The sequence below is a fragment of the Sphingobacteriales bacterium genome (assembly GCA_016711285.1).
In the GTDB taxonomy this organism is placed as follows: Bacteria; Bacteroidota; Bacteroidia; order Chitinophagales; family UBA2359; genus JADJTG01.
The window spans coordinates 333,521-358,892 of record JADJTG010000012.1 but is presented as its reverse complement, the minus strand read 5'-3'; the positions used below and the strand labels follow the sequence as shown (position 1 = coordinate 358,892).

At 42.0% G+C, this 25,372-nt stretch carries 22 protein-coding genes; 16 read left to right on the top strand and 6 right to left on the bottom strand.

Annotation, left to right across the window (positions count from 1 at the left end; genetic code table 11):
- The first annotated feature begins 26 nt into the window (after positions 1-26).
- From IPL35_08695 to IPL35_08650, 10 genes are all read left to right on the top strand, one after another.
- The gene (locus IPL35_08695) at positions 27-884 is read left to right on the top strand and encodes a site-specific DNA-methyltransferase (protein ID MBK8443475.1); all 858 of its coding nucleotides are present in this window, start codon (positions 27-29) and stop codon (positions 882-884) included.
- Positions 859-1,443: an HNH endonuclease gene (locus IPL35_08690; protein MBK8443474.1), complete on the top strand. Its 585-nt coding sequence runs from the start codon at positions 859-861 to the stop codon at positions 1,441-1,443. The genes IPL35_08695 and IPL35_08690 overlap by 26 nt, the downstream gene beginning before the upstream one ends.
- A gap of 72 nt (positions 1,444-1,515) precedes the next feature.
- Positions 1,516-2,880, top strand: coding sequence for an aminotransferase class III-fold pyridoxal phosphate-dependent enzyme (locus IPL35_08685; GenBank protein ID MBK8443473.1), 1,365 nt, complete (start codon positions 1,516-1,518; stop codon positions 2,878-2,880).
- A gap of 88 nt (positions 2,881-2,968) precedes the next feature.
- Positions 2,969-3,448 (top strand): tryptophan-rich sensory protein, encoded by a 480-nt coding sequence (locus IPL35_08680; GenBank protein MBK8443472.1) that lies wholly within the window; start codon positions 2,969-2,971, stop codon positions 3,446-3,448.
- 65 nt (positions 3,449-3,513) lie between these two features.
- Positions 3,514-5,265, top strand: a complete 1,752-nt coding sequence (locus IPL35_08675; GenBank protein MBK8443471.1) for an NCS1 family nucleobase:cation symporter-1 — start codon at positions 3,514-3,516, stop codon at positions 5,263-5,265.
- Positions 5,266-5,313: 48 nt separating this feature from the next.
- Positions 5,314-6,696 carry a dihydropyrimidinase gene (gene hydA, locus IPL35_08670; protein ID MBK8443470.1) on the top strand — a complete coding sequence of 461 codons (1,383 nt, stop codon included), beginning with the start codon at positions 5,314-5,316 and terminating at the stop codon, positions 6,694-6,696.
- A 147-nt stretch (positions 6,697-6,843) separates the two neighbouring features.
- A complete protein-coding gene (locus tag IPL35_08665; protein ID MBK8443469.1) occupies positions 6,844-7,710 on the top strand; it encodes an acyltransferase in 867 nt (288 codons plus the stop codon).
- A 90-nt stretch (positions 7,711-7,800) separates the two neighbouring features.
- Complete coding sequence (locus IPL35_08660; protein MBK8443468.1) at positions 7,801-9,141, top strand: NAD(P)-dependent oxidoreductase; 1,341 nt, start codon at positions 7,801-7,803, stop codon at positions 9,139-9,141.
- A gap of 49 nt (positions 9,142-9,190) precedes the next feature.
- Positions 9,191-10,459: an NAD-dependent dihydropyrimidine dehydrogenase subunit PreA gene (gene preA, locus IPL35_08655; protein MBK8443467.1), complete on the top strand. Its 1,269-nt coding sequence runs from the start codon at positions 9,191-9,193 to the stop codon at positions 10,457-10,459.
- Positions 10,460-10,510: 51 nt separating this feature from the next.
- Positions 10,511-11,143: a ribonuclease H family protein gene (locus IPL35_08650; protein ID MBK8443466.1), complete on the top strand. Its 633-nt coding sequence runs from the start codon at positions 10,511-10,513 to the stop codon at positions 11,141-11,143.
- Positions 11,144-11,199: 56 nt separating this feature from the next.
- Here the strand turns inward: IPL35_08650 and IPL35_08645 are convergent, their stop codons facing one another.
- Both IPL35_08645 and IPL35_08640 read right to left on the bottom strand, forming a co-directional pair.
- Complete coding sequence (locus IPL35_08645) at positions 11,200-13,929, bottom strand: T9SS type A sorting domain-containing protein (protein MBK8443465.1); 2,730 nt, start codon at positions 13,927-13,929, stop codon at positions 11,200-11,202.
- A 121-nt stretch (positions 13,930-14,050) separates the two neighbouring features.
- A complete protein-coding gene (locus tag IPL35_08640; protein MBK8443464.1) occupies positions 14,051-14,629 on the bottom strand; it encodes a ribonuclease HII in 579 nt (192 codons plus the stop codon).
- A 120-nt stretch (positions 14,630-14,749) separates the two neighbouring features.
- Between IPL35_08640 and IPL35_08635 the strand changes: the two genes are divergently transcribed.
- The 3 genes from IPL35_08635 to IPL35_08625 all read left to right on the top strand — a co-directional run bounded on the left by IPL35_08635 (position 14,750) and on the right by IPL35_08625 (position 19,428).
- Positions 14,750-15,076, top strand: a complete 327-nt coding sequence (locus tag IPL35_08635; GenBank protein MBK8443463.1) for an iron-sulfur cluster assembly accessory protein — start codon at positions 14,750-14,752, stop codon at positions 15,074-15,076.
- A 180-nt stretch (positions 15,077-15,256) separates the two neighbouring features.
- Entirely contained in the window at positions 15,257-17,227 is a 1,971-nt protein-coding gene (locus IPL35_08630) for an OmpA family protein (protein MBK8443462.1), read from the top strand.
- Positions 17,228-17,310: 83 nt separating this feature from the next.
- Positions 17,311-19,428: a DUF4407 domain-containing protein gene (locus tag IPL35_08625; protein ID MBK8443461.1), complete on the top strand. Its 2,118-nt coding sequence runs from the start codon at positions 17,311-17,313 to the stop codon at positions 19,426-19,428.
- On the opposite strand, the gene lpdA is transcribed toward IPL35_08625, so the two are convergent.
- A complete protein-coding gene (lpdA, locus tag IPL35_08620) occupies positions 19,425-20,834 on the bottom strand; it encodes a dihydrolipoyl dehydrogenase (protein ID MBK8443460.1) in 1,410 nt (469 codons plus the stop codon). The two genes, IPL35_08625 and lpdA, sit on opposite strands and share 4 nt — an antisense overlap.
- Positions 20,835-20,921: 87 nt before the next feature.
- Positions 20,922-22,184: a DUF1015 domain-containing protein gene (locus tag IPL35_08615; GenBank protein ID MBK8443459.1), complete on the bottom strand. Its 1,263-nt coding sequence runs from the start codon at positions 22,182-22,184 to the stop codon at positions 20,922-20,924.
- A 227-nt stretch (positions 22,185-22,411) separates the two neighbouring features.
- On the opposite strand from IPL35_08615, the gene IPL35_08610 reads away from it, so the two are divergent.
- Genes IPL35_08610 through IPL35_08600 form a run of 3 tightly spaced genes read left to right on the top strand, consistent with a single transcriptional unit; the run spans position 22,412 to position 24,177 of the window.
- Positions 22,412-22,765: a hypothetical protein gene (locus IPL35_08610; GenBank protein MBK8443458.1), complete on the top strand. Its 354-nt coding sequence runs from the start codon at positions 22,412-22,414 to the stop codon at positions 22,763-22,765.
- A 58-nt stretch (positions 22,766-22,823) separates the two neighbouring features.
- Positions 22,824-23,708, top strand: coding sequence for a hypothetical protein (locus IPL35_08605; protein ID MBK8443457.1), 885 nt, complete (start codon positions 22,824-22,826; stop codon positions 23,706-23,708).
- Between the two features lie 34 nt (positions 23,709-23,742).
- The gene (locus tag IPL35_08600) at positions 23,743-24,177 is read left to right on the top strand and encodes a hypothetical protein (GenBank protein ID MBK8443456.1); all 435 of its coding nucleotides are present in this window, start codon (positions 23,743-23,745) and stop codon (positions 24,175-24,177) included.
- A gap of 106 nt (positions 24,178-24,283) precedes the next feature.
- Here the strand turns inward: IPL35_08600 and IPL35_08595 are convergent, their stop codons facing one another.
- On the bottom strand, positions 24,284-24,601 hold the full coding sequence (locus IPL35_08595) for a rhodanese-like domain-containing protein (protein ID MBK8443455.1): 318 nt from the start codon (positions 24,599-24,601) through the stop codon (positions 24,284-24,286).
- A 46-nt stretch (positions 24,602-24,647) separates the two neighbouring features.
- Positions 24,648-25,319: a CBS domain-containing protein gene (locus IPL35_08590; GenBank protein ID MBK8443454.1), complete on the bottom strand. Its 672-nt coding sequence runs from the start codon at positions 25,317-25,319 to the stop codon at positions 24,648-24,650.
- Between the last annotated feature and the right edge of the window lie 53 nt (positions 25,320-25,372).

Sequence of the window (25,372 nt, the reverse complement as noted above, 5' to 3'; positions counted from 1 at the left end):
GAAACTAAAAAACTCAATTACAACAGATGTACGAAGTAGCAGATGACATTTTAAATGCGGTAGATGAGCCAAATTATGGATATAGACGAGAGTATTTTCGTCATAAAAATACTTTGCTTTTTCACGGTGACATATTGAATACAGAACTTTTTAATAAGCAATTTATAGATTTGATTGTTACTTCTCCACCCTATAATGTGGGAATTGAATATAATTCAAATGATGATGAATTAAATTATGAACAGTATCTAAAATTTTCAGAAGAATGGATGCAGAATTGTTTTAATTGGAGCAAAACACAAGCAAGGTTTTGTTTAAATATTCCACTTGATAAAAACAAAGGTGGGCATAGGGCTGTTGGGGCTGACTTAACAAAAATTGCTCAAAAAGTTGGTTGGAAATATAAAACAACAATAATTTGGAATGAGGGTAATATTTCAAGGCGAACAGCTTGGGGTTCTTGGAAATCTGCTTCAGCACCAGTTGTAATTGCGCCCGTTGAACTCATTGTAGTGCTTTATAAAGATGAATGGAAAAAAACAAATGGTAGCAAAATTTCTGATGTAACAGGTGATGAATTTAAAGATTGGACACAAGGGGTTTGGGTTTTCAATGGAGAAAGCAAAAAGCGAATAGGACACCCAGCACCATTTCCGAAGGATTTACCACATCGTTGCATTAAACTTTTTAGCTATGTAAATGATCTGGTTTTTGACCCTTTTGCAGGTAGTGGAACAACACTTTTAGTGGCACAAAATCTAAATAGAAAAGCAATAGGAACTGAATTGGATAGCGAATATTGCGAATTAGCAAAAAATAGGATTTTAAAAGAAACAGGAACATTAAATTTTGAACTAAATGTCAGAGAAAATATCACAGCTTGATTTAATCAAGGAGTTTTTTATAAAGAACCCACTGAGAGACATTCAGCATCCGGAAGTAGTAGATTGGGTTGTAGCTGAATTCAAGAAGCGAACGGGGGACGTTTTTAGAGATCCAGATAGAGGTATTCGTTCCTTATCTCAAAAAGGTTTCCTCATCAAAGTAGCCAAAGGCGTATATCGCTACGACCCCGAATATGTTACAAATAGAGAATTGGAGGATTTTACACCTGCACAGAAAAAAGAAATCTTAGAAAGGGATAATTACAAATGTGTGATTTGTGGTAGAGGAAAACAAGACGGAGTTGAATTGCATATTGACCACATTAAAGCTAAAGATTTCGGAGGTGAAGCAACTATTGAAAATGGACAAACTTTGTGTGCCCAACATAACTTTCTGAAAAAAAACTTTAAACAAACAGAAACAGGAAAGAAAATGTTTATCCGCCTTTATGAACTTGCTAAAATTCAAGAAGATATAACACTTCTAAAATTTTGTACAGAAATTTTAGAAGTGTTTGAGCGCAATAATGTAAACGGACATATAGAGTGGAAAAAATAAATACATATAATAATTTTACAAAAATTATATGAAAAAAATAATTATTTATACATAATAAAAATATAATCAGAAATGCTTACAGATACTAATAATCTTATCACTCAAGCAGAAAAAGACGAAATTTTAAACAATAATTTAGAATATACCCTTTTTTCGTGGTCAAAACAAGCCGGTCTTAATCCTATAAATATAGAATACGGCGAAGGCGTTTATTTATACGATTATGACGGCAAACGCTATATTGATTTTTCTTCGGGTTTGATGAACGTAAATATCGGACACGCCCACCCGCGCGTTACGCAGGCTGTTGCAAAGCAAATGCAACAAATCAGCTATGTAACACCGAGTTGTATTACCAAAGCACGCGGCGAAGCAGGAAAAAAATTAGCGGAAATCACCCCCGGTAATCTCAAAAAGACCTTGTTTACGGTGTGCGGTGCTACCGCCATTGAAAATGCCATTAAACTCGCCCGTCTCTATACCGGCAGACACAAAATCATCGCCCGCTATCGCGCTTTTCACGGAGCAAGCTACGGAGCTATGACCGCCGGCGGCGACCCCCGCAAGCTGGCTTCCGATTCGCAGCAAATTCCTAATATTATACATGTAGAAGATGCCTATTGCTATCGTTGTCCTTGGAGTCAGAAAATAGAATCCTGCCACCGCGAATGTGTATCGCATATAGAGCGCGTGATAGAATTTGAAGGACCCGAAAATATCGCCGCTATTCTGATGGAGGGTGAAAGCGGCAGTTCCGGCTGCATCAAGTATCCGCCCGATTATTGGAAACGCTTGCGCGAAATATGCGATCGCTATGGCATTTTGCTCATCGCCGATGAAGTGATGAGTGGTTTTGGACGTACCGGAAAATGGTTCGGTGTGGATAATCACGGCGTAGTACCCGATATGATAGCCACCGCCAAAGGACTTACCGCCGGCTATATTCCATTGGGTGCTTTGATAGTGAGCGATACCATTGCGGCGCATTTCAACGACCGCCCTTTGATGTTGGGCTTAACCTATTCGGCACATACAGTGGGTTGTGCGGCAGCAGTGGAGGTCTTGAATATTTATGAAGATGAAAACCTCATAGAAAATGCCGCCGCTATGGGCAAATATGTGGACGAGCAGGTAGAAATGCTGAAACAAAAACATCGTTGTATCGGCGATTTTCGCAATACGGGCTTATTGGGTTGTTTGGAAATCGTGAAAAATCGCGATACCAAAGAGCCAATGGCTCCTTTCAATGCGAAGCTCTCCGAAATGGCGGTGATGAATCAGGTGGCTGCAAAAATCAAGGAATTGGGCATGTACACTTTTGTGCGTTGGAATTATGTATTCATTGCACCGCCGCTTTGCATCACCCGCGAGCAGATTGACGAAGGTTTGGCGATTATCTCGCAAGCTCTGAGCATCGCCGATGCTCATTGTTATTAATATAAAATGTTTTTTTTTGTGAATCAGTGAAAATGAATATCAATTTTTTTATTAAAAAAAAATATTCTTAAAAAAATAATATCACCTCATGTCTGTCAATATCAAAAGATTAATTATCTCTGTAGCTATTCCGCTGTTGTTGGGGTCTATTGCAGGTATTGCCACCAGCAGAAATATTGAAAACTGGTACAATCAACTCAATAAACCCTCTTTTGCTCCGCCCAACGAGGTGTTTGGTCCAGTATGGACCTTGTTGTATATTCTGATAGGCGTGGCTCTATATCGTTATTGGCAAAGTACAGCAGTAAATGAAAATGAAAAGAAAAAAGGATATATATTGTTTGGTGCTCAATTATTGCTGAATTTTTTGTGGAGTTTTATTTTTTTTGAGTTTAAACAATTAGGATTGGCTTTTTTTGAAATTATATTGATGTGGATAGCAATATTATTGACTATTGTTGTTTTCAGCAGGGCAGATAAAGGTGCTGCCCGCTTGTTAGTACCCTATATTGCGTGGGTGAGTTTTGCCTGTGTTTTAAATTATGCTTATTGGACTTTAAATCGATAAAGTGTAGTCAATTATCTTTTGTAGTAATAAAAAAAAACGCAAATAACACATATCCTATTTACTATATGCAGCAGCCCTTGTCGTCAGCCTCCGAACTCCGCGAAACTATCAAACAGTCGTCGCTTTATAGCGAAGACCTTGCCCCCATTCCGCTTCAACAACGCACTTGGAATAAGTGGAATTTAGCGGCACTGTGGGTAGGTATGGCAGTGTGTATTCCCACCTATATGCTGGCTTCTTATATGATAAAATCCGGCTTAAATTGGGATACTGCTTTGATAATTATCGGTTTGGCAAATTTAGTTATCACCTTGCCGATGATTTGGAACGGGGCGGCAGGTGTGCGCTACGGTATTCCGTTTCCGGTGCAGGGCAGGTCGGCTTTTGGCATCAAGGGTGTACATATTCCTTCGTTGCTGCGAGCCTTAGTGGCTTGCGGGTGGTTCGGTATTCAAACGTGGATTGGTGGATTAGCAATTTATTCTATTTTTAATGCCATTACCGGCAATCAAGATGTGGCGGGTTTCTCTGTCGGTGAATTTATTTGCTTTGCCATTTTTTGGCTCATCAATATCTATTTTGTATGGAAAGGGACAGAACAAATTAAATGGCTTGAAAACTGGTCGGCACCGATATTGATACTGATCGGATTGGCTCTGATTAATTGGGGCTATCAAAAAGGGGCAAGTTGGAATGATGTATTGGTACAAAGCAACCAACTGAAAAAGAAAAGTCTGCTCCTCAACGAAACCTTAGACACCTTGCGCCTCAACCCGATAATTGATGTAGATACTACTTCCAATGCGAAAGAGTTTCGTATAATTTTACCACTCAATTCCGGCAGAACCGACACTACTTCGTGGCAACCTTTTGACCCCCGCGCCAAATTAATTCCGGTGCGCAGTATTGTCCTCAATGGTGCCGAAACCGTAGTAGATATTACCAAAGATATAGTACCGAAAATAAAAGCACAATACCGCAATGCCGAAGGAAAAACTTCCAGTATCGTCACGGCGCAAATTCATTATGTAAAAACCCCCTCCGATTGGTTTTGGCTGTATGTAACTTGGTTTACAGCGATGGTAGGATTTTGGGCAACGATGGCTATCAGTATCTCCGACATCACACGCTTTGCACAAAGTCAGGAAGACCAACGCTTAGGACAACTGCTCGGCTTGCCGCTCACGATGGTGTTTTATTCGTTTGTCGGTATTTTTGTCACTTGTGCAGCAGTTTTGGCTTTTAGCGATATTATGATAGCAGACGATGCTCCCTGGGATCCCATTTCGCTCATTTCCCGCTTCAATAATCCCTGGGTAGTAGTATTTGCACAAATTGCCCTGCTCATTGCTACACTCAGCACCAATATCGCCGCCAATATTATTGCCCCCGCTTATACTTTTTCCAATATGTTCCCCAAAACTATTGATTTCAAAACAGGTGGTGTCATTGCGGGCATTATCGGCATCATCATTTGCCCCTGGTGGCTAATGGACAGCATCAGTAGTATTTTGTTATTTGTGAGTGGTTTGCTGGGACCCGTTTTGGGTGTATTGTTGTGCGACTATTTTTTGATAAAAAAACAACAACTGGAATTAGACGACTTGTACCTGCATCAAGGTATTTATCAGTATCAAAATGGTTTTAATAAAGCAGCAATGATAGCTTTAATAGCAGGCATCGCTTGCGCTTTGATAGGAAAATGGATACCCGATTTAGAATTTTTATTCTCTTTTGCGTGGTTTATAGGCTTTGCAGTGGCTTTTGTGCTGTATTATATACTGATGCGCCGAAATATAAATCACAATGTGTCTTAAAAATATTATAATTTTCAATTTTAGTTATTTATTATTACCAATAAAACAATGAGCATCTTAATAAAAAACGGCAGAATTATTACCGCTTCGGCTGATTTTGTAGGTGATATTTATATAGAAAACGAAATCATACGAGCTATAGGCAGCAATTTGCCCTATAAAGCCGATCAAGTAATTAATGCCAAAAATCGTTGGATTATGCCCGGCGGCATCGACCCGCATGTGCATTTGGATATGCCATTTATGGGTACGTTTTCGTCCGACAACTACGAAACCGGCACCCGTGCCGCCCTCTTCGGCGGTACTACTACCGTCATTGATTTTGTCCTCCAAACGCAGGGAAAATCGTTGTACCACGCCCTTCATCAATGGCAAGGACGCGCCAACGGCAACGCCGTGGGAGACTACTCCTTTCACATGGCTGTCACCGACTTCAACGAAAACACCAAAAAAGAAATTGCCGAAATGGTAGAGCAAGAAGGCATCACTTCTTTTAAAACATTTATGGCATACAAAGGCGCACTCATGATTGATGACCGCCAAATGGTGGGCTTGATGGAAGAAGTGAAACGCTGCGGCGGTATGGTGACAGTGCACGCCACCAACGGCGATGTCATCGACTACCTCATCGCCAAGCACCGCGCCGAAGGAAAATTGTCGCCTTTGTATCATTATCTGTCGCAGCCCGAAATGACCGAAGCCGAAGCATCGGGGCGTTTTGCACAAATGGCAGACTACACAGGTGTACCCGCTTACATTGTGCATCTTACCTGCGAAGGAGCACTCAACGCCGTGCGCGATGCCAACTACCGCAATCAAAATGTGGCAGTAGAAACCTGTATTCAGTATTTGTTGTTAGATGCTTCGCTCTACAAGCGCGATTTTGAAGGCGCAAAATGGGTGATGAGTCCGCCCCTGCGCGAACCCAAAGACCAAACTGCACTATGGGCAGGCATCAACCAAGGCACGGTAAAAGTAGTAGCCACCGACCATTGCCCTTTTAAATGGGAGCAAAAACTGATGGGCAAAAATGATTTTTCCAAAATCCCCAATGGACACCCCGCTATTGAACATCGTTTTGAATTGCTGTTTTCGGAGGGTGTGCAAAAAGGAAAAATTACGCCCAACAAGTTTGTAGAAGTAATTGCCACCAATCCGGCGAAATTGTTTGGTATGTTTCCGCGCAAAGGAACGATTTCGGTAGGTGCTGATGCTGATTTGGTAATCCTTGACCCCAAAGAAAAACACAGCATTTCTGCCGCTACCCATCACATGAACGTAGATTATTCGGCGTATGAAGGCTGGAAACTCACCGGAAAAGTGAAAACCGTATTGCTGCGCGGAAAAGTAGCCATTGATGAAGGACGCTGTTTGATAGAAAAAGGCTACGGACAATTTATCAAACGCAATAAAGTAAACGGTAAAATTTAACGAAATTAAAAAGTGCCGTTTTTTTAAAAAAAATAGCATTGTGTTTTTTATTGTAAAGTATTGATAATTACAATTTTACACTAAAAAATAATAATATTTTTATTTAATTTTTTTTCAAAAAAAGAACAACAATTTCATTTAAAAATTATGCCTCGTATTATAAAATCAGGATTAATCCAAATGAGCCTTCCTATCAGCGAAGGCGAAGGCACTATACCGGAAATAGTAGATGCTATGCTGCAAAAGCATATTCCATACATTGAAGAAGCCGGAAAAAAAGGAGTGCAAATACTGTGTTTGCAGGAAATTTTCAATACACCTTATTTCTGCCCGGGGCAGGATAAAGCGTGGTATGCCTCTGCCGAAGCCGTGCCGGGTCCTACTACCGAACTGATGGCGCAATATGCCAAAAAATACGGAATGGTCATTATAGTGCCTGTTTACGAAAAAGAGCAAGCCGGATTTTTGTACAACACCGCCGCTGTTATTGATGCCGATGGCACTTATTTGGGAAAATACCGCAAACAACATATCCCACATACAACAGGATTCTGGGAAAAATTCTTCTTCCGCCCCGGTAATTTAGGGTTTCCGGTGTTTCAAACACAATATGCCAAAGTGGGTGTTTATATCTGCTACGACCGTCATTTTCCCGAAGGTGCACGTGCTTTGGGCTTAAATGGTGCTGAAATTGTATATAATCCTTCTGCTACTGTGGCAGGTTTGTCGCAATATTTGTGGAAATTGGAGCAACCCGCCCACGCCGCTGCCAATGGCTATTTTATGGGCTGCATCAATCGTGTAGGAACTGAAAAACCTTGGAATTTGGGCAAATTTTACGGTACTTCGTACTTTGTAGATCCGCGCGGACAAATTTTTGCGCAAGCCTCCGAAGACAAAGACGAACTCCTTATTGCCGATTTTGATTTGGATATGATAGATGAAGTGCGTGCCACTTGGCAATTCTTCCGCGACCGCCGCCCCGAAAGTTATGACGATTTAGTGCGTTTGTAAGCAGCTTTATTTTTTTTTGAAAAACCCATAAAATTTTAAAATCTTGTGGGTTTTCTATCTCAATTATTTAAAAGATATTTTTTTCTTGCAATGATACAAAACAACCGCCTTGCTCTGCAAGAGTACGAGCGCAATTTTGCCGACATACACCCGCCTTTTGACAATCAGGAAGCCGTATCAGCCGAAGCTAATCGTTGCCTTTTTTGTTACGATGCGCCCTGCACCAAAAGCTGCCCCACAAGTATCAACGTGCCGCAGTTTATCAAACAAATTGCTACGGGCAATATAAAAGGTGCTGCCAAAACCATTTTTGATTCCAATATTATGGGCGCGGGCTGTTCGCGTGTGTGTCCCGTAGAAAAATTGTGCGAAGGCTCTTGTGTTTATAATCTTCTTCACGAAGAACCAATACAAATAGCCCGTTTACAACGCCACGCCACCGAAACAGCCATCGAGCAACAATGGAAACTCTACGAGCGCAAAGCCCCTAACAACAAGCGTGTAGCAATAGTAGGAGCCGGACCCGCCGGATTGTCGTGCGCCCACGCTCTCGCCCTGCAAGGTGTGGAAGTGACCGTGTTTGAAAAAGAAGCCAAAGGCGGTGGTTTGATGACCTACGGCGTGGCAGCTTACAAAGTAAGTCCCGAATTTTGCGAAGCCGAAGTAAATTGGATTACCTCCATTGGCGGCATTGATGTACGCTATCAGCAAGAATTGGGAAAAGATTTTTCGCTGGAAGATTTGCGCCGCAACTACGATGCGGTATTTTTGGGAATAGGTGTAGGGCTTACCCGCAATTTGGGCATTGAAGGTGAAAATTTAGAAGGAGTGGTGGATGCTATTGCTTTCATTTACGACCTGCGCACACAACCGCATCAGCAAGTGCCGGTGGGTAATAAAGTGGCAGTAATCGGTATGGGAATGACCGCCATTGATGCCGCTACTCAAAGCAAACGCTTAGGTGCACAGGAGGTAACAATTTTATATCGCCGCACCGAAAACGAAAAACCCTGCACCGATGTGGAGTTGGATATAGCCAAATTAGACGGCTGCAATATCGTGTGGTTGGCAGCACCCAAAGAAATCATCGGCGAAAACGGCGAAGTAAAACAATTGGTGTGCAGCAAAATGAAACTCGGAGAAGTGGACGCTTCGGGCAGACGCTCCCCTGTGGACAGTGGCGAAACTTTTGTGCTGGATATTGATATGCTCATCAAAGCTACCGGACAAATGCCATATCAGCATTTGGTACAAATGGCGGCAGTGAACGAAAAAAGCGGAAAAATACAAACCAGCGCACAAGGAGCTACCAATATAGCAGGTGTATTTGCCGGCGGCGATTGTGTAAATGGCGGCAAAGAAGTAGTAGATGCCGTACAAGCCGGAAAAGTAGCGGCACAGGGCATTTTAGAATATTTAGCATTGGCATAAAAAGCCGCAGTATTTATTTTTTTAAAAAAAATCGCACGAAAAATATTTTATGGCAAACCTCGCAAATAATTATCTCGGTATTCAATCGCCCAATCCTTTTTGGTTGGCATCGGCTCCGCCTACCGACAAAAAATATAATGTAATGCGTGCTTTTGAAGCAGGCTGGGGCGGTGTGGTATGGAAAACACTTGGCTCGCAAGTAAAAAATGTGTCTTCGCGCTATTCCTCTGTTGATTATCACGGACATCGCGTAATGGGATTCAATAATATTGAACTCATTTCCGACCGCCCTTTGCATATTAATTTGCGCGAAATTGCCGAAACGGTGCGCGAATTTCCCGACCGTGCTATGGTGGTATCCCTGATGGCAGACAACAACCGCCAATCGTGGCACGAACTCATTAAGCAGGTGGAAGATACAGGCGCACACGGCATTGAACTCAACTTCGGCTGCCCGCACGGAATGATTGAGCGCGGTATGGGTGCTGTGGTAGGGCAAGACCCCGAAATTGCTAAAATGGTGGTGGAATGGGTGATGGAAGTCGCCACAATTCCGGTTATCACCAAGCTCACGCCCAATGTACACTCCGTAGTGCCTACGGCAAAAGCTGTGGTAGCAGCAGGAACAAATGGCTTGTCGCTTATCAATACCATACAATCTGTTACCGGCATTGATTTGGATACTTTTGTGCCCAATCCTAATGTGGGCGGGCAATCGGTGTATGGCGGCTACTGTGGTCCGGCAGTGAAACCTATCGCGCTCAAAATGCTTTCTACTTTGGGCAAAAATCCCGCTACACGACCTATTCCGGTGTCGGGTATCGGAGGCATCAGCACTTGGCGCGATGCAGCAGAATTTATGCTCTTGGGGGCTGCCAACGTACAAATTTGTACCGCCGCTATGCGCTATGGCTTCCGTATTATTGATGATTTGTGCAGTGGCTTGAGCAACTGGATGGACGAAAAAGGCTTTAAAAGTACCGATGAATTTGTGGGACTTTCTTTGCCCAAGCTCACCGACTGGGAGCAATTAGACTTGAATTTTCATATCACAGCCCACATCAATCAGGATAAATGTATCCACTGCGGATTGTGTTATATCACCTGCGAAGACACATCGCATCAAGCCATTCATTTGGATAAAGGGAATCCCTACAACACTTATACCATCAAACAAGAGGAATGTGTAGGTTGTAATTTATGCAAATTGGTGTGTCCGGTGGAAGATTGTATTACGATGGAAGAACACCGGAAAGGTGATGAATATTTAAATTGGGTAGAGCATCAACGGCGTGGTTTGCCTTTGAACGATTATTGATATTTTTTTTCTAAAAGCTAAAAAATGCTTTTTTACTGTATTTATAAAAATATGGCAAAACAAAAAAAATTCTATACCGTTTGGAAAGGGCGTACAATAGGCGTATTTGATGCTTGGGAGCAATGCAAACAACAAGTACAAGGATATGAAGGAGCACAATATTGCTCTTTTGAAAACAAAACACTCGCCGAACTTGCACTCCGACAAGATTATTGGAAATTTGTCAAAAAAAATGAAAATAAACCCGCCAAAATACCATCTTCATCTGCGGCAGCCACCTTTACACGCCATAGTATTTGTGTAGATGCTGCTTGCAGCGGGGCAAATGGTGCAATGGAGTATCGTGGTGTGGACTTAGAAAAAAACGAACAAATTTTTATTAAAAGTGATTTTGATACGGGTACTAATAATATCGGCGAATTTTTGGCGATTGTACACGGATTAGCGTATTTAAAACAAATCAACAGCGATAAAGTGCTGTATTCCGACAGCCGAAATGCTATATTATGGGTGAAAAACAAAAAATACGCAACAAAAATGCCGCGCATACCCGAAAACGAGCGTTTGTTTTTATTACTCGACCGTGCCGTAGATTGGCTGCATAACAATACTTACAGCACCCGCGTTTTGAAGTGGGAAACTGAAATATGGGGCGAAAATCCGGCTGATTTCGGCAGAAAATAAAAAAATAGTGTCAAAAAATATAATTGATGAGTGGTGCGATAATAATTATGAGATGATTATTGTATCACTATTTTTTTTGTAATTTGTTTGTCGCCGCTTCTTAAAACCGCCACATACATACCAACCGGAAAAATCTGTTTTGCCTCAATATAGCTATAACCACGCGGCAGTGTTTGCTTATACAACCATTGTCCGTTGGCAGCGTATATATCTAATTGTACGGCTGCATCTAAATCGTGGTAAGCGATGAGCTGCGATTGTACTAAATTAGGTATGATGTCGGCTCCTAAATCGTTGCTGACTTCAACTTTTATGGTGATGTTTTGGGTACTCTGACAGGCTTGTGCATCGGTAAGTTGGAGGATATAATCGCCTGCTGCAAGTCCGGTTAAACTACCCATTGCCTGATTTTGTGCATCAAATAAAGAAGCATTGGCTAAATTGTCGGCACTCACTTGAATTGAGCCGGTAGCCGCCCCCAATGTTGTATTTTGTATGGATATTTGTACATTACTTACTTCATCAATTTGAATGTAATCCGGCATTGTGATTGTTTTTTCAAAAGCACCTTTGCGGACTGTCAGGCTCACATCAAAAGTACCACTTTGATTGTAAATAACTTGTGGATTGGCTTCGTTGCTTTGTGCCGGACTGCCGCCTTCAAAAGTCCATTGCCAAGTATCGGGATTGCCGCTGCTTTGGTCGTAAAACTGAATGGCAGTCGGTGCGCAGCCGCCTTGCTGATTGGAAGACAGTTGCGCCGTTAAAACATCGCCCAAACAAAAATCAACAGAAATGCTGTTGGTAAAATCACCTCCAAATCCTAAAACATCACCTTCTCCATTAAACAGTGCATAGTTGCCATTGCCGTTTTCGCAACAGATTCCATTATTGCCACTATCAGTGAGCGTAAAAGTATAGCAGCCTTTCGGCAAACAATGTTGTAAGTTATAGAATTGGTTGTTGCTGAAATTGTTGCCCGAAGCCACTACTTGTCCCGCTTCGTTGCGAATGGTATAGTTGTTTTGTGCTGCTGTTTGGTCGCTTTGAAATTCAATACTCAACCATTGCTCATCGGTGCGGGTGAGGGTAAATGTTTGTACATTATCTTCTACATTTCCATCAGTTTGGCTATTTACTTGCAACACTGTCACCGTTAAATTTTGAGTGCCTACGGCAATGGGTACATTTTCCGCCAGCACAATTTCTGTTTCCTGCGAGTAAGCCAAATTCCCTGTCCATTCGGTAGTAAGCTCATCACCGCCGTTGATAGACCATTTTAATACCATAGATTCAATGTTTTGCGCACCTTCATTGCGTACTTTTACTTGTAGGGTAGGAGTGGGCTTGCAAAAAACTGCGGTAGGGGCTATCAATTCAGGTAATAAAGAAGCATTAATTGCAATTTCGGGCAAAGCGCAACTTTTTCCGTCAATGACTAATGTGCCGCTATTGTCGGGGTCAAGCCATTCTTTTAGGCGTTTATTGGGCGTATTGCCGTAGCTCCATGATTTTGCCAAGCTACCAAATTCATCATACGACAAAAAGTTGCAAGATGCCTCACCGCCGAATAATTGTCCTACAACTCTTTGATTTTGGTCGTAAAGCGGTGAGCCGGAAGAACCACCTTCGGTAGTGCCATCTTCCCATTGATTGATACGCCAAAAAGCCTGAGATACACCACTGCTGCCGCTGGTAGCTACTGCACCGTCATCATCAAAAGTGATTTTTTTAATATCCCCTGCCGGATGGTGAATACACGTCATTGCCGTACCTGCCACATTTTGCGCCGACCAACCCGAAAAATAAATATCATATTCCACCGGAATTTCCTCATCTAACTGCAACAATACAAAATCCGTAGCGGCATTATTCGCCAGTACGGTAGCTCCCGATACAGTCTGATTGGTAGCACCATCCTGATTATTGCAGCCACTGCTTTGATAGTTAAACATAAAAATCCACGTTTGTGTGCTGCCTGTTCCCTGATAGCAATGATTAGCAGTAAGAAACAAAGGCGTGCAATCGTTGCGCACATTATTGATCATAGCTCCTGAACAAAAACGGTAATTTCCCTGCAAAATCATCGCTACCGAAGATATTTGTTTTTTCCAAATATCCCCTTCGGGACAATTCACATTATTGTTGCAAGAGCCGGAGTCGTTATAATCTTTTTCCAAACTGTCAAAACCTCTGTAAGCGTGAATAACATGGTCAATATGGATAATGCCCTGACCTTGCACAGCTGCGGGTTCGTAATATTCCAAAATAGTTTGTTCGCCTTTTATGATGCCGGTGGCAAATTTTAGATAAGATTTATTATTTTCGTGTGTAAAAGCTCCCAAAATACTGCTGTAATCGGCATTATATAAATATAAAGTTGCGCCTTTGGGCAAATAATAATGGCTGTATTGTAATGTGATGAATCTTGCCTGTGATGAGGTAATCGCCAATCGCCAAATGCGGTCGCCGTTGGGCAGAGTTAGCCAAGAGCCGCTATTATTCAACGAAAAATCTACTTCAAAATCTTTCCCAAAACGATAGGGCTGCTGTTTGTCGCCATCGGTGAGGGCATCTTCGGCGAGCATTGCAACCACATCAAAGGCGGGCATTTGTGCAGCCGCCGGAGGCTTCATTTCCGGCTGATGCAAAAAACTATACGGCATACCACCTTTGCTCACCTGTGCCTGTGCCAAGTGCGCACCATTCATCAATAACAGCACAAACGAAATAAGCGAATAATAATAAAAAACTTTTTTAGAAAAGAAGCAGTAAAGGGCGGACATGGTAAGCTTTCGGGATAAAAAATAAAAATGTGATATAAAAAATGATAGGCATTAAATGATAGACGTTCAAAGTTACAGAAATTGTTATTCTTTGAATGATAAATATTTCGTTGCTGTTTTTTTACGACTTTACTTTAAAAGATTGGCGATGGTGGGGCGACTTTCCGAACTGAGCCACTGCTTTGCGGTGCGCTTCGGTGGGGTAGCCCTTATTGTTCAGCCAATTATATTGCGGATAGGATTCGTGCAGTTTTTCCATTTCGGCATCGCGGGCGGTTTTTGCCAATACCGAAGCAGCCGCTATCGCCGCAAAACGCCCATCACCTTTTATAAAACAGCGATGCGGCACAAAATGGTAAGGCACAAAAAAGTTGCCGTCCACCAAAATCAACTCAGGGCGCAGCAACAATTGGTCTAAAGCACGGTGCATTGCCAGCATAGAAGCCCGCAAAATGTTATAATGGTCGATTTCTGCCGGCGAAGCAGTCGCTATCGCCCACGCCTGAGCCTGCTCCATAATATAATCGCGCAGCAGCAGTCGTTGCGACTCATTGAGCTGCTTGGAGTCGTTGAGAAGCGGGTGGTAAAAATCCTTTTTCAAAATCACCGCCGCCGCCGTCACAGGACCTGCCAAACAACCCCGCCCCGCTTCGTCGCAGCCCGCCTCTGTATAATTTGCATGAAAAAATGCCTCCAGCATAGAGCAATATTTTATAAAATTTATGCAAAAGAAAGAAACTTTTTCAAAACACTTTACGTTTTGAAAGTAAAGGTTTAGTCTGTTTTGTTAAAAATTTTCACACTAAACACAATTATTACTATGATATATTTATCACCTCAGGCAAAGGAACGCATAGAAAAACTCCGCACGGAAGACGGACTTTCGCCCGTAGCATTTATTCGCGTTGCAGTAACAAGCGGCGGCTGCTCCGGTTTGAGCTATCAGATGGATTTTGACCAATCTATGCAGCCCGATGACCAAATTTTTGAAGATAAAGGCGAAAAAATTGTGACCAATCCGCGCAGTTTACTCTATTTATATGGTTCTACTTTAGATTTTTCAGAAGGCTTAAACGGCAAAGGCTTTCATTTTATCAATCCTAATGCAGCACGCACTTGTAGTTGCGGTGAAAGTTTTTCATTATAAAATAAATGCAGGTATTTATGGCAGATTTAAGCATTTTGGCTATATAATTATAAAAAAATACAAAAAAATCAAACCTTTTTTTGAAATAAATTAAAAGCTGTCCTATATTTACACTCTGATTTACTGTAAAAGGAAATTAATAACAAAATATATTATATAATTATTTAAAATAACGCTCCTATGCTCAAAGGAAAACTCGGCTTATTATCCTTAGCATTACTAATTTTAGTAAATGCTACTGTGCTGGCGCAAGACAACAAAAAGCCCGCAAAGGATAAAAAAGAAAAAAAGGAGAAAGTAGAAAAAGCTAAAACAGAGGCGAAAGATACCAAAACTCCTAAGAAAGACACAAAAACTGATGCCAAAGCATCAAAATCTACCACCGATGGGGACGATGACTATCCTTATCCGGAGTCAGATGAAAAAGAGTACAAAGATTTTGTAAAAGCAAAACACCAAGAACAACAAGACAAGTATCTTGATGGCAAATATGCTTTCCCTGCTCCTCCACGCAATAAATGGGAGTTGGGTTTAGATTTCGGAACACTCCATGTAAGCGGTGATATCAACTCTCAGCGTTTAGACGGCAAATTCGGAAATATTGCTCCGGGTTTCGGAATTGGTGCACACTTGCGCAAATCATTGGGTTATGTGTTCTCTTTGCGCTTGAGTGCTTTTGCAGGTAACACGCAAGGCTTCAACTGGCGCGGTGCACAAGGTTGGAATCGTGACGGTGACGACGGTGCTGAATTTTTGCACAACGGCGCATTAGGAGGGGAAGCATATTACCAACAGTTCAATGAAGGAAGAGTTGTTCCTGATTATCGTGACCTGAACAGCGAAGTTGTATTTTATAACTACAAAACCAAAATCCGCCACGCATCTATTGAAGGTTTGGTGAACTTGAACAATATCAAATTCCACAAACGCAGAAATAATTGGAGCATACACGGTATTTTTGGCGTAGGTGCTTACATCTTCAATACCAAAATGGATATGTTAGATGCCAATGGTAACGAATATGATTTTTCAAGTGCTATTGCTGCTGATTATAGCATAGATGCAAACAGAAAAGATATTAAAAAGATTTTAAGAGATTTAAGCGATGGTGATTTTGAATCACAAGCCCAAATCGCTCGTGACGACTATTGGATTTTCGGCGGTGAAAAAGATGATTCTGATCCTTGGACATTCCGTCCGGCTGCACATGTCGGTATTGGCTTCCAAGCTAAATTGAGCAACCGCGTAAATTTAGGTCTTGAAACCAAAGTATATTATGCTGATGAAGATTTGTTAGATGGTCAGCAATGGCAAGAGTGGGGCGCACAAACCAAAGATTGGGATCGTCCGGTATTTACAAGTGCCAGCCTCAACATCAACTTAGGTAAAAAGAACTCAGTAGAGCCTTTGTGGTGGATGAATCCTATTGACCATACAGCATCTAAAGACGATTGCTGCGATGATTTCAAATTGGCAGATGCTGACGGTGACGGTGTGCCTGATATGTTTGACGAAGAGCCTAACAGCCGCAAAGATTGCCCTGTTGATACTCGTGGTCGTATGCTGGACAGCGATGGCGACAAAATTTTGGATTGCGATGATTGCCAACCCCACACACCACGTCACTTGATTGATAAAATCAACGACTGCGGTGCTGCTTTTGAAAAATGCTGTGTAGATACAGTAATTATTGAAAGAGTTGTGGAAACACGCCCTGCTACTGCTCCTTGCGATGCAATGGGTTTACCAAGCATTTTGTTCGATTTGAACCACTACGGCGTAAAACCTGCTTTCGGTCCGCAATTGGCTTCCGTAGCTGCTTATATGAATGCAAATCCTGGAGTTAGATTGTGTGTGGTAGGTCATACAGATAATCGTTCCGGCGATGGTTACAATGATATATTGTCTTGGAAACGTGCCAATGAAGTAATTAACAAATTGGTTACTGAATATGGAATTTCTCGTAGCCGTTTGGCTCTGCAATATCGCGGTGAAGGTGATCCTGTAGTAGGTGGCTTAACTGATGGTGCTGCTCGCAAAGGTATTGATGCACAGCATGCTTTGAACCGCCGTGTAGATTTCAAATGCTGCATGGAAGGTCAGTCAGATATGGCAATGCCTGCCGGACCGGCAGACGCAGGAAGAAAATAAAATTATTTTCCTATCAACGATAAAAAAAGCCTCCGGTAATTTTCCGGAGGCTTTTTTATTTTTGCAAGCCCTTTCATTCTTATATGCCAACACTTGAAACGCCCCCGACTATCAATTCTGCTCATAGCAATGCCATTACCCGCTTTTTTTGGTGGAGTGCCGGTGCACGCACCGAATTGTTGGAAGAAACTCCCAGCGAACAGCATATTTATTTCGGTATCGGAGCAACTATTGTAGCTACTGCTCTGCTGGCGTTTTTGTCGGGGTCTTACGCACTTTATACCATCTTTAAAAACCCGTATCTTGCAATAGGCTTTGGTATATTGTGGGCTTTGGTGATTTTTAATTTTGACCGCTTTATAGTCGCCTCTTTGCGCAAAAAATTTGACAAAGACCCCCTTGACGAAAAAGCAAATATTGTTCAGCGTTTTTTGTATCGCCATAGCGATTTCATAGAAAACGCCGTTAAATCAATGCCGCGTTTTTTTCTGGCAATGCTTATCGGATTGATTATTTCCAAACCTTTGGAATTGCGTATTTTTCAAGGAGAAGTAGCAGTAGAACTTAAAAAAGTACAAAACAGAAAGGCTTTAGAAATAGAGCAAAGCACTTCTAAGCAGGTTTTTTATGAAAGCGATACGCTAAAACGCGAACAAACATATATTGCCACACTTATCAGCAATAAAGAAGCACAACGCAATGTATTGCAGCAACAATTATTGAGCATTTCTAACAAGCCCAAAGAAGAACTCCATACTGCTTTTTATGAAAACAAACGCCAACTTCAAAAGACCGATAAGGAATTGGAGAACCTGCGCCGCCAATATACGCCCCGCCTACAATATATCGAAGGGCGGCTCGTGGAATTAGAGCAACAAAAAACGCAAATTTATCAGCAACTATTACAGCAATCGCAGCAATACGATGGCTTATTGGCACGTTTGGAAGCCTTAGAACTTTTGGAAGGCGAACGTTTTTCGGCAAACTGGTGGAAAATCAATTTGATTACATTGCTCTTCATTTTGATAGAAACTGCGCCCGTGCTGGTAAAATTATTTTTGAACAGAGGTAATTATGATTATAAATTGCATTTGCTCCAGCAACGGGAACGGCACGAATTTGAAGAATTGGAAAAATATCGAAAAGACCGCTTAGATACGGGCTATCGCAGTGAATTAGATTTGATGAAAGCAAAAAATAAAATGGAGCAAGATCGCCAGATGGAGGAGATAAAAGCCCAACATGCTCAGGAAAAATTGCGCTTAAAACAAGAATCTAAGTTAAACGAATGGTTTTGGAAAGAAATGGGCGATTTAAAAATGCAACATATCAAACAGGTGCTGAAAACTTGGGAAAAAAACGGTAGCCCGGGTATGACGTATCAGGAGCTTTTGGAGTTGTTGGAGGATAAAAACTGGGAGCATCTTCCCGAAATAGAACAAATTAAAAAGATGCTGCAAGAGCAAGTTGCTGCCGCTTCAAATAGCAATACCGCAGTTTCGCCAACTATTTTATCGCCCACTGCCGCCAACTTTGATATGCGTACTTATATACAAGAGGTGCGGGTGGCTTTGCAGCAACGAAAAATGGATTTTGTACTGCACCAAACAGAAGCTTTGTGCCGCCAAAAAATCAGTGCTTTGCACGAAAAATCACTTTATTGGCAAAAAACATGGCAACAACTCCAAGCCGCCCAAAAAGCCGCTATGATTTCTGAAACTGAAGCCGAAGTTGCGCGTAAAAATATTTTACATCAAATAGAGCAATTTTTATATATCGCCGAAAATCCGCCTTCTTGCCTGTTGATTTCCAAACATTTAAAAGAACACAAAACTGCTTTTACTGCCTTATTTGAAACAACATTGAACTGGAAAGCCGAATACAGCGAAAATCCGCCTTACGAAACGCCACATTCTGTTATTATTGCCGACCTCACAGATGCCGAACCGATGTGGATATCGGTGATTGAGGGCATTTACGGCATACAAAAAAACTTATTGTTTGCCGGAGATTTTTTGTTTAAGAGTATCATTCTACCCACTGCCACCGACAAAAAAGTGTGCTTTTATAATGTAGAAAAGCCACAAGAGTGGCTTTTGGAAGTTTATCATCAATATCAGCAACGTTGTTTTCCGGCTGCTTTGCCATTTTTGGAAAAAAACACCATCGGCAGCAACTCTGCTGCATCAAGTATCGCTTAAATATGCAGGGCGCGATTGGCAGTGGCAGCGAGGCAGGCTTCTTTGAATGTTTCGGTGTAGGTGGGGTGAGCGTGGCTGATGCGGGCTATGTCTTCGGCACTTGCTCTGAACTCCATCGCTACTACCGCCTCTGCAATCAGGTCGGCGGCACGCGCTCCGATGATGTGAACACCTAAAATTTCGTCAGTGGCAGCATCTGCCAACACTTTTACAAAGCCGTCGGTATCCATACTGGCGCGGGCGCGACCACTGGCTTTAAAAGGAAAAGACCCTGTTTTATAAGCTATTCCTTGTTCTTTTAGTTGCGCTTCGGTATAACCAACTGCTGCCACTTCTGGCCAGGTATATACCACACCCGGAATTAACAAATAATTGATGTGAGGTTTTTGTCCGGCAATAGTTTCTGCTACAAAAATCCCCTCTTCTTCGGCTTTGTGTGCCAACATTGCACCGCGCACTACATCGCCGATGGCATAAATACCGGCTACGGCGGTTTCCAAATGTTCGTTTACAGGAATTTGACCTTTTTCGTTCAGCGTAATTCCTGCATTTTCCAATGCCAGCCCTTCTGTATAAGGTTTGCGACCCACCGATACCAAACAATAATCAGCATTAAGTTGCAAGGTTTCTCCGGCGGCGTTGGTAGCTGTGAGCGATACACTTTTGCCCTCATTATTTACGGCAGTAACTTTTGTACCCAACAAAAACTGCATATCCAAATGTTTTTGCAATACTTTTTGCAGCTCGCGCCCTAGTGCTTTATCCATTGAAGGAATAATGCTGTCAAAATATTCAACAACGGTAACTTTTGTACCCAAACGCGCATATACCGAACCCAATTCTACACCGATTACGCCACCGCCTAATACCAATAGGCTTTTGGGTACTTCGCTCAGAGATAGGGCTTCGGTGGACGTGATGATGCGTTTTTTGTCGATGGTGATGAATGGAAGAGATGCCGGTTTGCTACCGGTAGCGATGATGATTTTGGAAGCTTCCATTTCTGTACTTGAGCCCGTGTCGTTGTTGCGCACAACGATTTTGTTGCTGCTTACAAAAGAGGCGTGACCATAATGAACGGTGATTTTATTTTTTTTCATTAAAAACTCAACCCCTTGACTATTTTCTTTCACTACTTTTTGTTTGCGCGTCACCATTTGTGTAAAATTCACCTTTGGCGGCTTGATGTCGATGCCGTGCTCTTGAAAAGTATGGGTGGCATTGTAAAAGTGCTCCGAAGAATCCAATAGAGCTTTAGACGGAATGCAGCCTACATTTAAGCAAGTGCCACCGAGTACGGGGTAGCGTTCTATGATGGCTGTTTTTAAACCCAATTGAGCGCAGCGAATAGCCGCCACATAACCGCCCGGTCCCGAGCCTATTATAATTACATCGTATTGATTCATCATTGAAAAAAATATAAAAAAGAAAAAGTTTTACTATTGTTGTAAAAAAAATCAGATGCTAAGTAAAGTTCAAAATTAACAAAAAAATCACCAGCCTTCATCAAATTTATGCACCGCCAACCCACTGCGCAATTTCGGCTCAAACCAAGTGGATTTTGGCGGCATTACTTCGCCACTGTCGGCTACTGCAAAAAGTTGTTGCATAGTGACCGGACGAATGGCAAAAGCCGCTTTCATTTCGCCGCTGTTTACGCGCTTGCTCAATTCTTCCAAGCCGCGTATGCCGCCCACAAAATCAATGCGGCGGTCGGTGCGCTGGTCGCTGATACCCAATATATCGCGCAACAAAAAATCGCTCAAAACCTGTATTTCCAAACTGCCCACTGCATCGGTGGGAATAAGTTGTTGCTGCTTAAAAGCCAACAAATACCATTTTTTGCCCAAATACAGGGAATATTCATAGGGATTTTGGGGATAAAATGCAGTTTCGCTCTGTTTTTTAATATCAAAATTAACCGCCAGAGCCTCTAAAAATTCCGCCTCACTTTTGCCGTTCAAATCTTTTACCACACGATTATAATCCATAATATGCAGTTGATTGTCGGGAAACAACACCGTCATAAAAAAATTATAAGGCTCTGTTCCGTTGTGCTGCGGATTGTCGGCGGCGCGTTGCTTGCCTACTTTTGCCGCCGATGCTGCACGATGATGCCCGTCAGCAATGTAGGTGTAAGGAATTTCGTGCTCAAAAGTGCTTTCAATTTGTTGTATAAGTTCGGCATCATCTATCACCCACAAAGTATGCTGTATGCCATCGTCAGCCGTAAAATCATAAACAGGAGCGTGTTGTTGTTTCCATTTTTCAAAATAAGCATCTAAGGTGGCGTGTCGGCGATAGGCAAAAAACAAAGGCTCTGCTTGTAATCCAGTGGTATCTATATGCCGAATACGGTCTAATTCTTTTTCGGGGCGTGTAAATTCGTGTTTTTTGATAATATCGTTAAAATAATCATCAATAGACGAAAGTGCGAGAAGTCCGGTTTGTTCGTGTTGTGCCATACGCAGGCGGTACAAATACAACGCGGCTTTGTTTTCGCGCACGAAGATTTGTGCTGCTGCCCAACTGCGGAAAGTGTCGCGAGCTTGCGTATAAACGGCTTCACTGTAAGGGTCGGCGGCGGGCGAGAAATCAATTTCGGATTTGGTGATATGGTAAAAGGAGTGCGGATTTCCGGCGGCTTCGCGGCGGGCTTCTTCGGCATTGAGAACATCGTAAGGACGACAAGCGCAAGCAGCAGCCAAAGTAGCAGTGGCGGGTTTCCATGCACGAAAAGAACGAATAACAGCCATAAAAAATTAAATCAGGAAATAAAAAAATAACAAATAATCTGTTATTAAAAAAACGCTGCAAAGATAGTGAGTTTTCAGCAGCAGCCGAAATTTTTGGCAGGTGGTATTATATATAAAGTACACATAGCTATTTTATTGGCTTTTTTAAGAAAAAAACGCCGTTAATTGCTTATCTTTGTAGGGTGAAAAAGGTATGTAGTATATTCTTTTTAATGTTAATCATGTTTTTGAGTTTCAAAGATTTGGTTATTTATACGCATTTCCTTATCAACAGAGATTTTATTGTAAAATACTTATGTATCAATCGGGACAAACCTGCTTTGCAGTGCAACGGCAAATGTTATTTGGCAAAATCCATTGAAAAAAGCCACCGCGAAGAAGAAAAAGTGCCTGATTTTTTAACAGAAAATACGACTTCTATTGTATTTATTATGGCGGATAATATTATCGTATCTGCCAATCAGAAACCTCTCATCTATTCCGCCGCCTGCCCTGCAAACGAATGGTTCAATACGAACGAAACCATAACAAGTTCAGCGTATCGGCAAGAGATTTTCCACCCGCCCTGCACATTAAGTTGATACTTGATTTCATTTATTCAACTTAATTTTTACAAACATGATAAAAAAATATTTTTTTATGATGTTCGTACAAGTGTTGTTGTGTTCTTTTGTGATAAGAGCCTGCGATGCTTGTGCGTGCAGCAGTGGCAATATTGCTACAGGATTACTCACTGATTATCGGAGCAATTTTGTGCGTTTGGGTTATTTTTACAGCACCTATACCACTGCTCCCGAACATACTCCTTCCATCAGCGACCACTTTCATCTGGCCACACTGTCGTTGCGTTATGCAGTGGGTAAGTCGGAGCGCATCAAACTGACGGCAAATATGCCTTTTCGTTTGAATACCCGCAACACTGCCAATGAAAATTTGAGTCGGCAAGGTTGGTCGGATTTGTCTGTTACTGCCAATTATGCGCTGATAAACCCCCTGAATTGTGGCAAAAAAACTACTTTATATGCTGAAATCGGTGGTGGCGTGAGCCTGCCGAGCGGCAAATTTGACAGTAAATTGCACGAACACAATTTACCCGAAAATTTTAATATCGGCAAGGGGTGCTGGGGCTACATTGCCCAAACAAATGCCGTACTCACAAGTAGCAGCTACGGTTTGTTGTGGAGTTGTCAGTATCAAATCAATGCTACTACTTCTACAGGCTACCGTTTTGGGCAACAGATGAGTACACAGGGGATTTTGTTTAAAGAAATGGTGGTGAGTAAAATTAAATGGATACCAAACGTGGGAGTGAGTGCGGAGCGCAGCACCAATGACCACTACGCCAACGGCAACGAAGTGCCCGAAACCGGCGGCTATGGAGTTTTCTTTTCTTCGGCACTCAACCTTAAAACTACCCGCTGGCTGGGTGGCATTTCGTTTTTTGCTCCTTTGGCTACGCAATACGCCGAAGGTAATATAGAAGCCAAACCGCGCTGGGCAGGCAGTATTTCTTATCTTTTTTAATAAAATTTTATCTTTTTTTATTCAATAGTAAATTATGAATACCAAAATATTTTCTTCCATATTATTTTTATTTTCAATTATTCTTGTGGCGGCTTGCGATAAAGATGACGATAACTCCACAGAATATGAATACCATGCACATATTGAGTCGCCTGATACCAATACTAAGAATATAGGCGATACGCTTGATATAGAAATTGAATTTGAAAGCCACAGCGGAAAACCTGTGCATCATATTAATGTGAGTATTTATAACAAAGCCGACAGCACAAAAATTGTATATAACCAGCCCACCAATGCACATGTGATGGAGACAGACGGTGCTTATACATGGAGCGATATTTTTGTTTTGTCGGAGGCTAACGGCATAAGTGCTAACAGCGATTGGGTGCTGAAAGCCAAAGTATGGGGCGAAACCACAGGCGAAGGCGAAGAGACAGAAACGGTGGAGTTTCATGTGCACCAATAGTTTAGCGCAAATGATCATTTATTCATAAGTGGTATTTTAGCACAAAAAAAAGAGTTGATACCTCAAAATAAGCATCAACTCTTTTTCTTTTTTTAATGCAATCGGCTTAATAAGTCGGCAATGAAGGGTCTATTTCGCGACTATATGCCGAAATACCGCCTGCGAGGTTGTAGAGATTATCAAAATTGGCGGTTTTTTCTAAAAAAACAATGGCGTTGGCACTGCGCGTCCCACTGCGACAATGCACCACTACTTTTTTGTCGCGGGCAATTTGGTCGGTATGAAAAGCGATGTCGCCCAAAGGAATAAGGTCGCCACCCAAATTTACCAAATCGTATTCGTATTCTTCGCGCACATCAATAAGCTGAAAATCTTCTCCTGCATCGCGCATTGCTTTCAGCTCTTGTACACTTATTTCTTTCATGTGTTGAAAATTAATTAAAAAATGATGAGATGATAAAATGTGTGAATTATAAATTCAGATAATTCATCAGTAAATCTACGCGGTCTTTGAGCTGCGTATCTAAAGTTGCCTCGCTATAAGCTCCTTTTACCTGATATTGATAGCGTTCGAAGGTGGCTAAAATATCATTGCAGTCAAAGCGGTTGATTTTGAGTGTAACTTCCATACGCATGGAGTTGGGTAGCGTGGTAATGTAGCTGCTCAAAATCAGAGCCGAATTAGATTCAATAATTTGAGCAATTTCGCTCATAGAGTAATCGTTTTGGTTCATTTCCAATACGATAATTGCACCATTCTCTTCCAAAGAAGTAATGGCTGCAAAAGAGTCTAAAAGTTCTTCTTTGGTAATAGCACCGATATAGTTGTTTTTTTCGTCCAACACAGGCAACATCGTCAGGCGGTGTTTTTGTATCAAACGAAACACTTCGTAAAAATGCTCTTTGTCGTGAATTGCCAAAGGCGGCAACTCCAATATTAAGTCGGCGAGCGGCAGGTCGGCATTGCTCGCTGCATCGTGCAGTTCGTGTTCGGTAACGATACCTTTGTAAGTGCCGTCTTCTGCCGACAAAAGGGGCAAATGATGCAAGTGCATAGCCTCCATTGCCGTGAGTGCCTGAGCTACGGTATGGCGAGTATTGAGGGGCAGCAAGCCGCTATGTATGAGTTCTTTGGCTATCATTCTTTGTTTTGAATGTGGCGTATCAATAACAAATAAGGCGATGCAATAGTTTT

What these genes read in the sequence shown, in the direction of transcription:
- IPL35_08695 (MBK8443475.1), top strand. Translation starts at nt 27, where the DNA reads ATGTACGAAGTAGCAGATGACATTTTAAATGCGGTAGATGAGCCAAAT.
- IPL35_08690 (MBK8443474.1), top strand. Translation starts at nt 859, where the DNA reads ATGTCAGAGAAAATATCACAGCTTGATTTAATCAAGGAGTTTTTTATA.
- IPL35_08685 (MBK8443473.1), top strand. Translation starts at nt 1,516, where the DNA reads ATGCTTACAGATACTAATAATCTTATCACTCAAGCAGAAAAAGACGAA.
- IPL35_08680 (MBK8443472.1), top strand. Translation starts at nt 2,969, where the DNA reads ATGTCTGTCAATATCAAAAGATTAATTATCTCTGTAGCTATTCCGCTG.
- IPL35_08675 (MBK8443471.1), top strand. Translation starts at nt 3,514, where the DNA reads ATGCAGCAGCCCTTGTCGTCAGCCTCCGAACTCCGCGAAACTATCAAA.
- hydA (MBK8443470.1), top strand. Translation starts at nt 5,314, where the DNA reads ATGAGCATCTTAATAAAAAACGGCAGAATTATTACCGCTTCGGCTGAT.
- IPL35_08665 (MBK8443469.1), top strand. Translation starts at nt 6,844, where the DNA reads ATGCCTCGTATTATAAAATCAGGATTAATCCAAATGAGCCTTCCTATC.
- IPL35_08660 (MBK8443468.1), top strand. Translation starts at nt 7,801, where the DNA reads ATGATACAAAACAACCGCCTTGCTCTGCAAGAGTACGAGCGCAATTTT.
- preA (MBK8443467.1), top strand. Translation starts at nt 9,191, where the DNA reads ATGGCAAACCTCGCAAATAATTATCTCGGTATTCAATCGCCCAATCCT.
- IPL35_08650 (MBK8443466.1), top strand. Translation starts at nt 10,511, where the DNA reads ATGGCAAAACAAAAAAAATTCTATACCGTTTGGAAAGGGCGTACAATA.
- IPL35_08645 (MBK8443465.1), bottom strand. Translation starts at nt 13,929, where the DNA reads ATGTCCGCCCTTTACTGCTTCTTTTCTAAAAAAGTTTTTTATTATTAT.
- IPL35_08640 (MBK8443464.1), bottom strand. Translation starts at nt 14,629, where the DNA reads ATGCTGGAGGCATTTTTTCATGCAAATTATACAGAGGCGGGCTGCGAC.
- IPL35_08635 (MBK8443463.1), top strand. Translation starts at nt 14,750, where the DNA reads ATGATATATTTATCACCTCAGGCAAAGGAACGCATAGAAAAACTCCGC.
- IPL35_08630 (MBK8443462.1), top strand. Translation starts at nt 15,257, where the DNA reads ATGCTCAAAGGAAAACTCGGCTTATTATCCTTAGCATTACTAATTTTA.
- IPL35_08625 (MBK8443461.1), top strand. Translation starts at nt 17,311, where the DNA reads ATGCCAACACTTGAAACGCCCCCGACTATCAATTCTGCTCATAGCAAT.
- lpdA (MBK8443460.1), bottom strand. Translation starts at nt 20,834, where the DNA reads ATGAATCAATACGATGTAATTATAATAGGCTCGGGACCGGGCGGTTAT.
- IPL35_08615 (MBK8443459.1), bottom strand. Translation starts at nt 22,184, where the DNA reads ATGGCTGTTATTCGTTCTTTTCGTGCATGGAAACCCGCCACTGCTACT.
- IPL35_08605 (MBK8443457.1), top strand. Translation starts at nt 22,824, where the DNA reads ATGATGTTCGTACAAGTGTTGTTGTGTTCTTTTGTGATAAGAGCCTGC.
- IPL35_08600 (MBK8443456.1), top strand. Translation starts at nt 23,743, where the DNA reads ATGAATACCAAAATATTTTCTTCCATATTATTTTTATTTTCAATTATT.
- IPL35_08595 (MBK8443455.1), bottom strand. Translation starts at nt 24,601, where the DNA reads ATGAAAGAAATAAGTGTACAAGAGCTGAAAGCAATGCGCGATGCAGGA.
- IPL35_08590 (MBK8443454.1), bottom strand. Translation starts at nt 25,319, where the DNA reads ATGATAGCCAAAGAACTCATACATAGCGGCTTGCTGCCCCTCAATACT.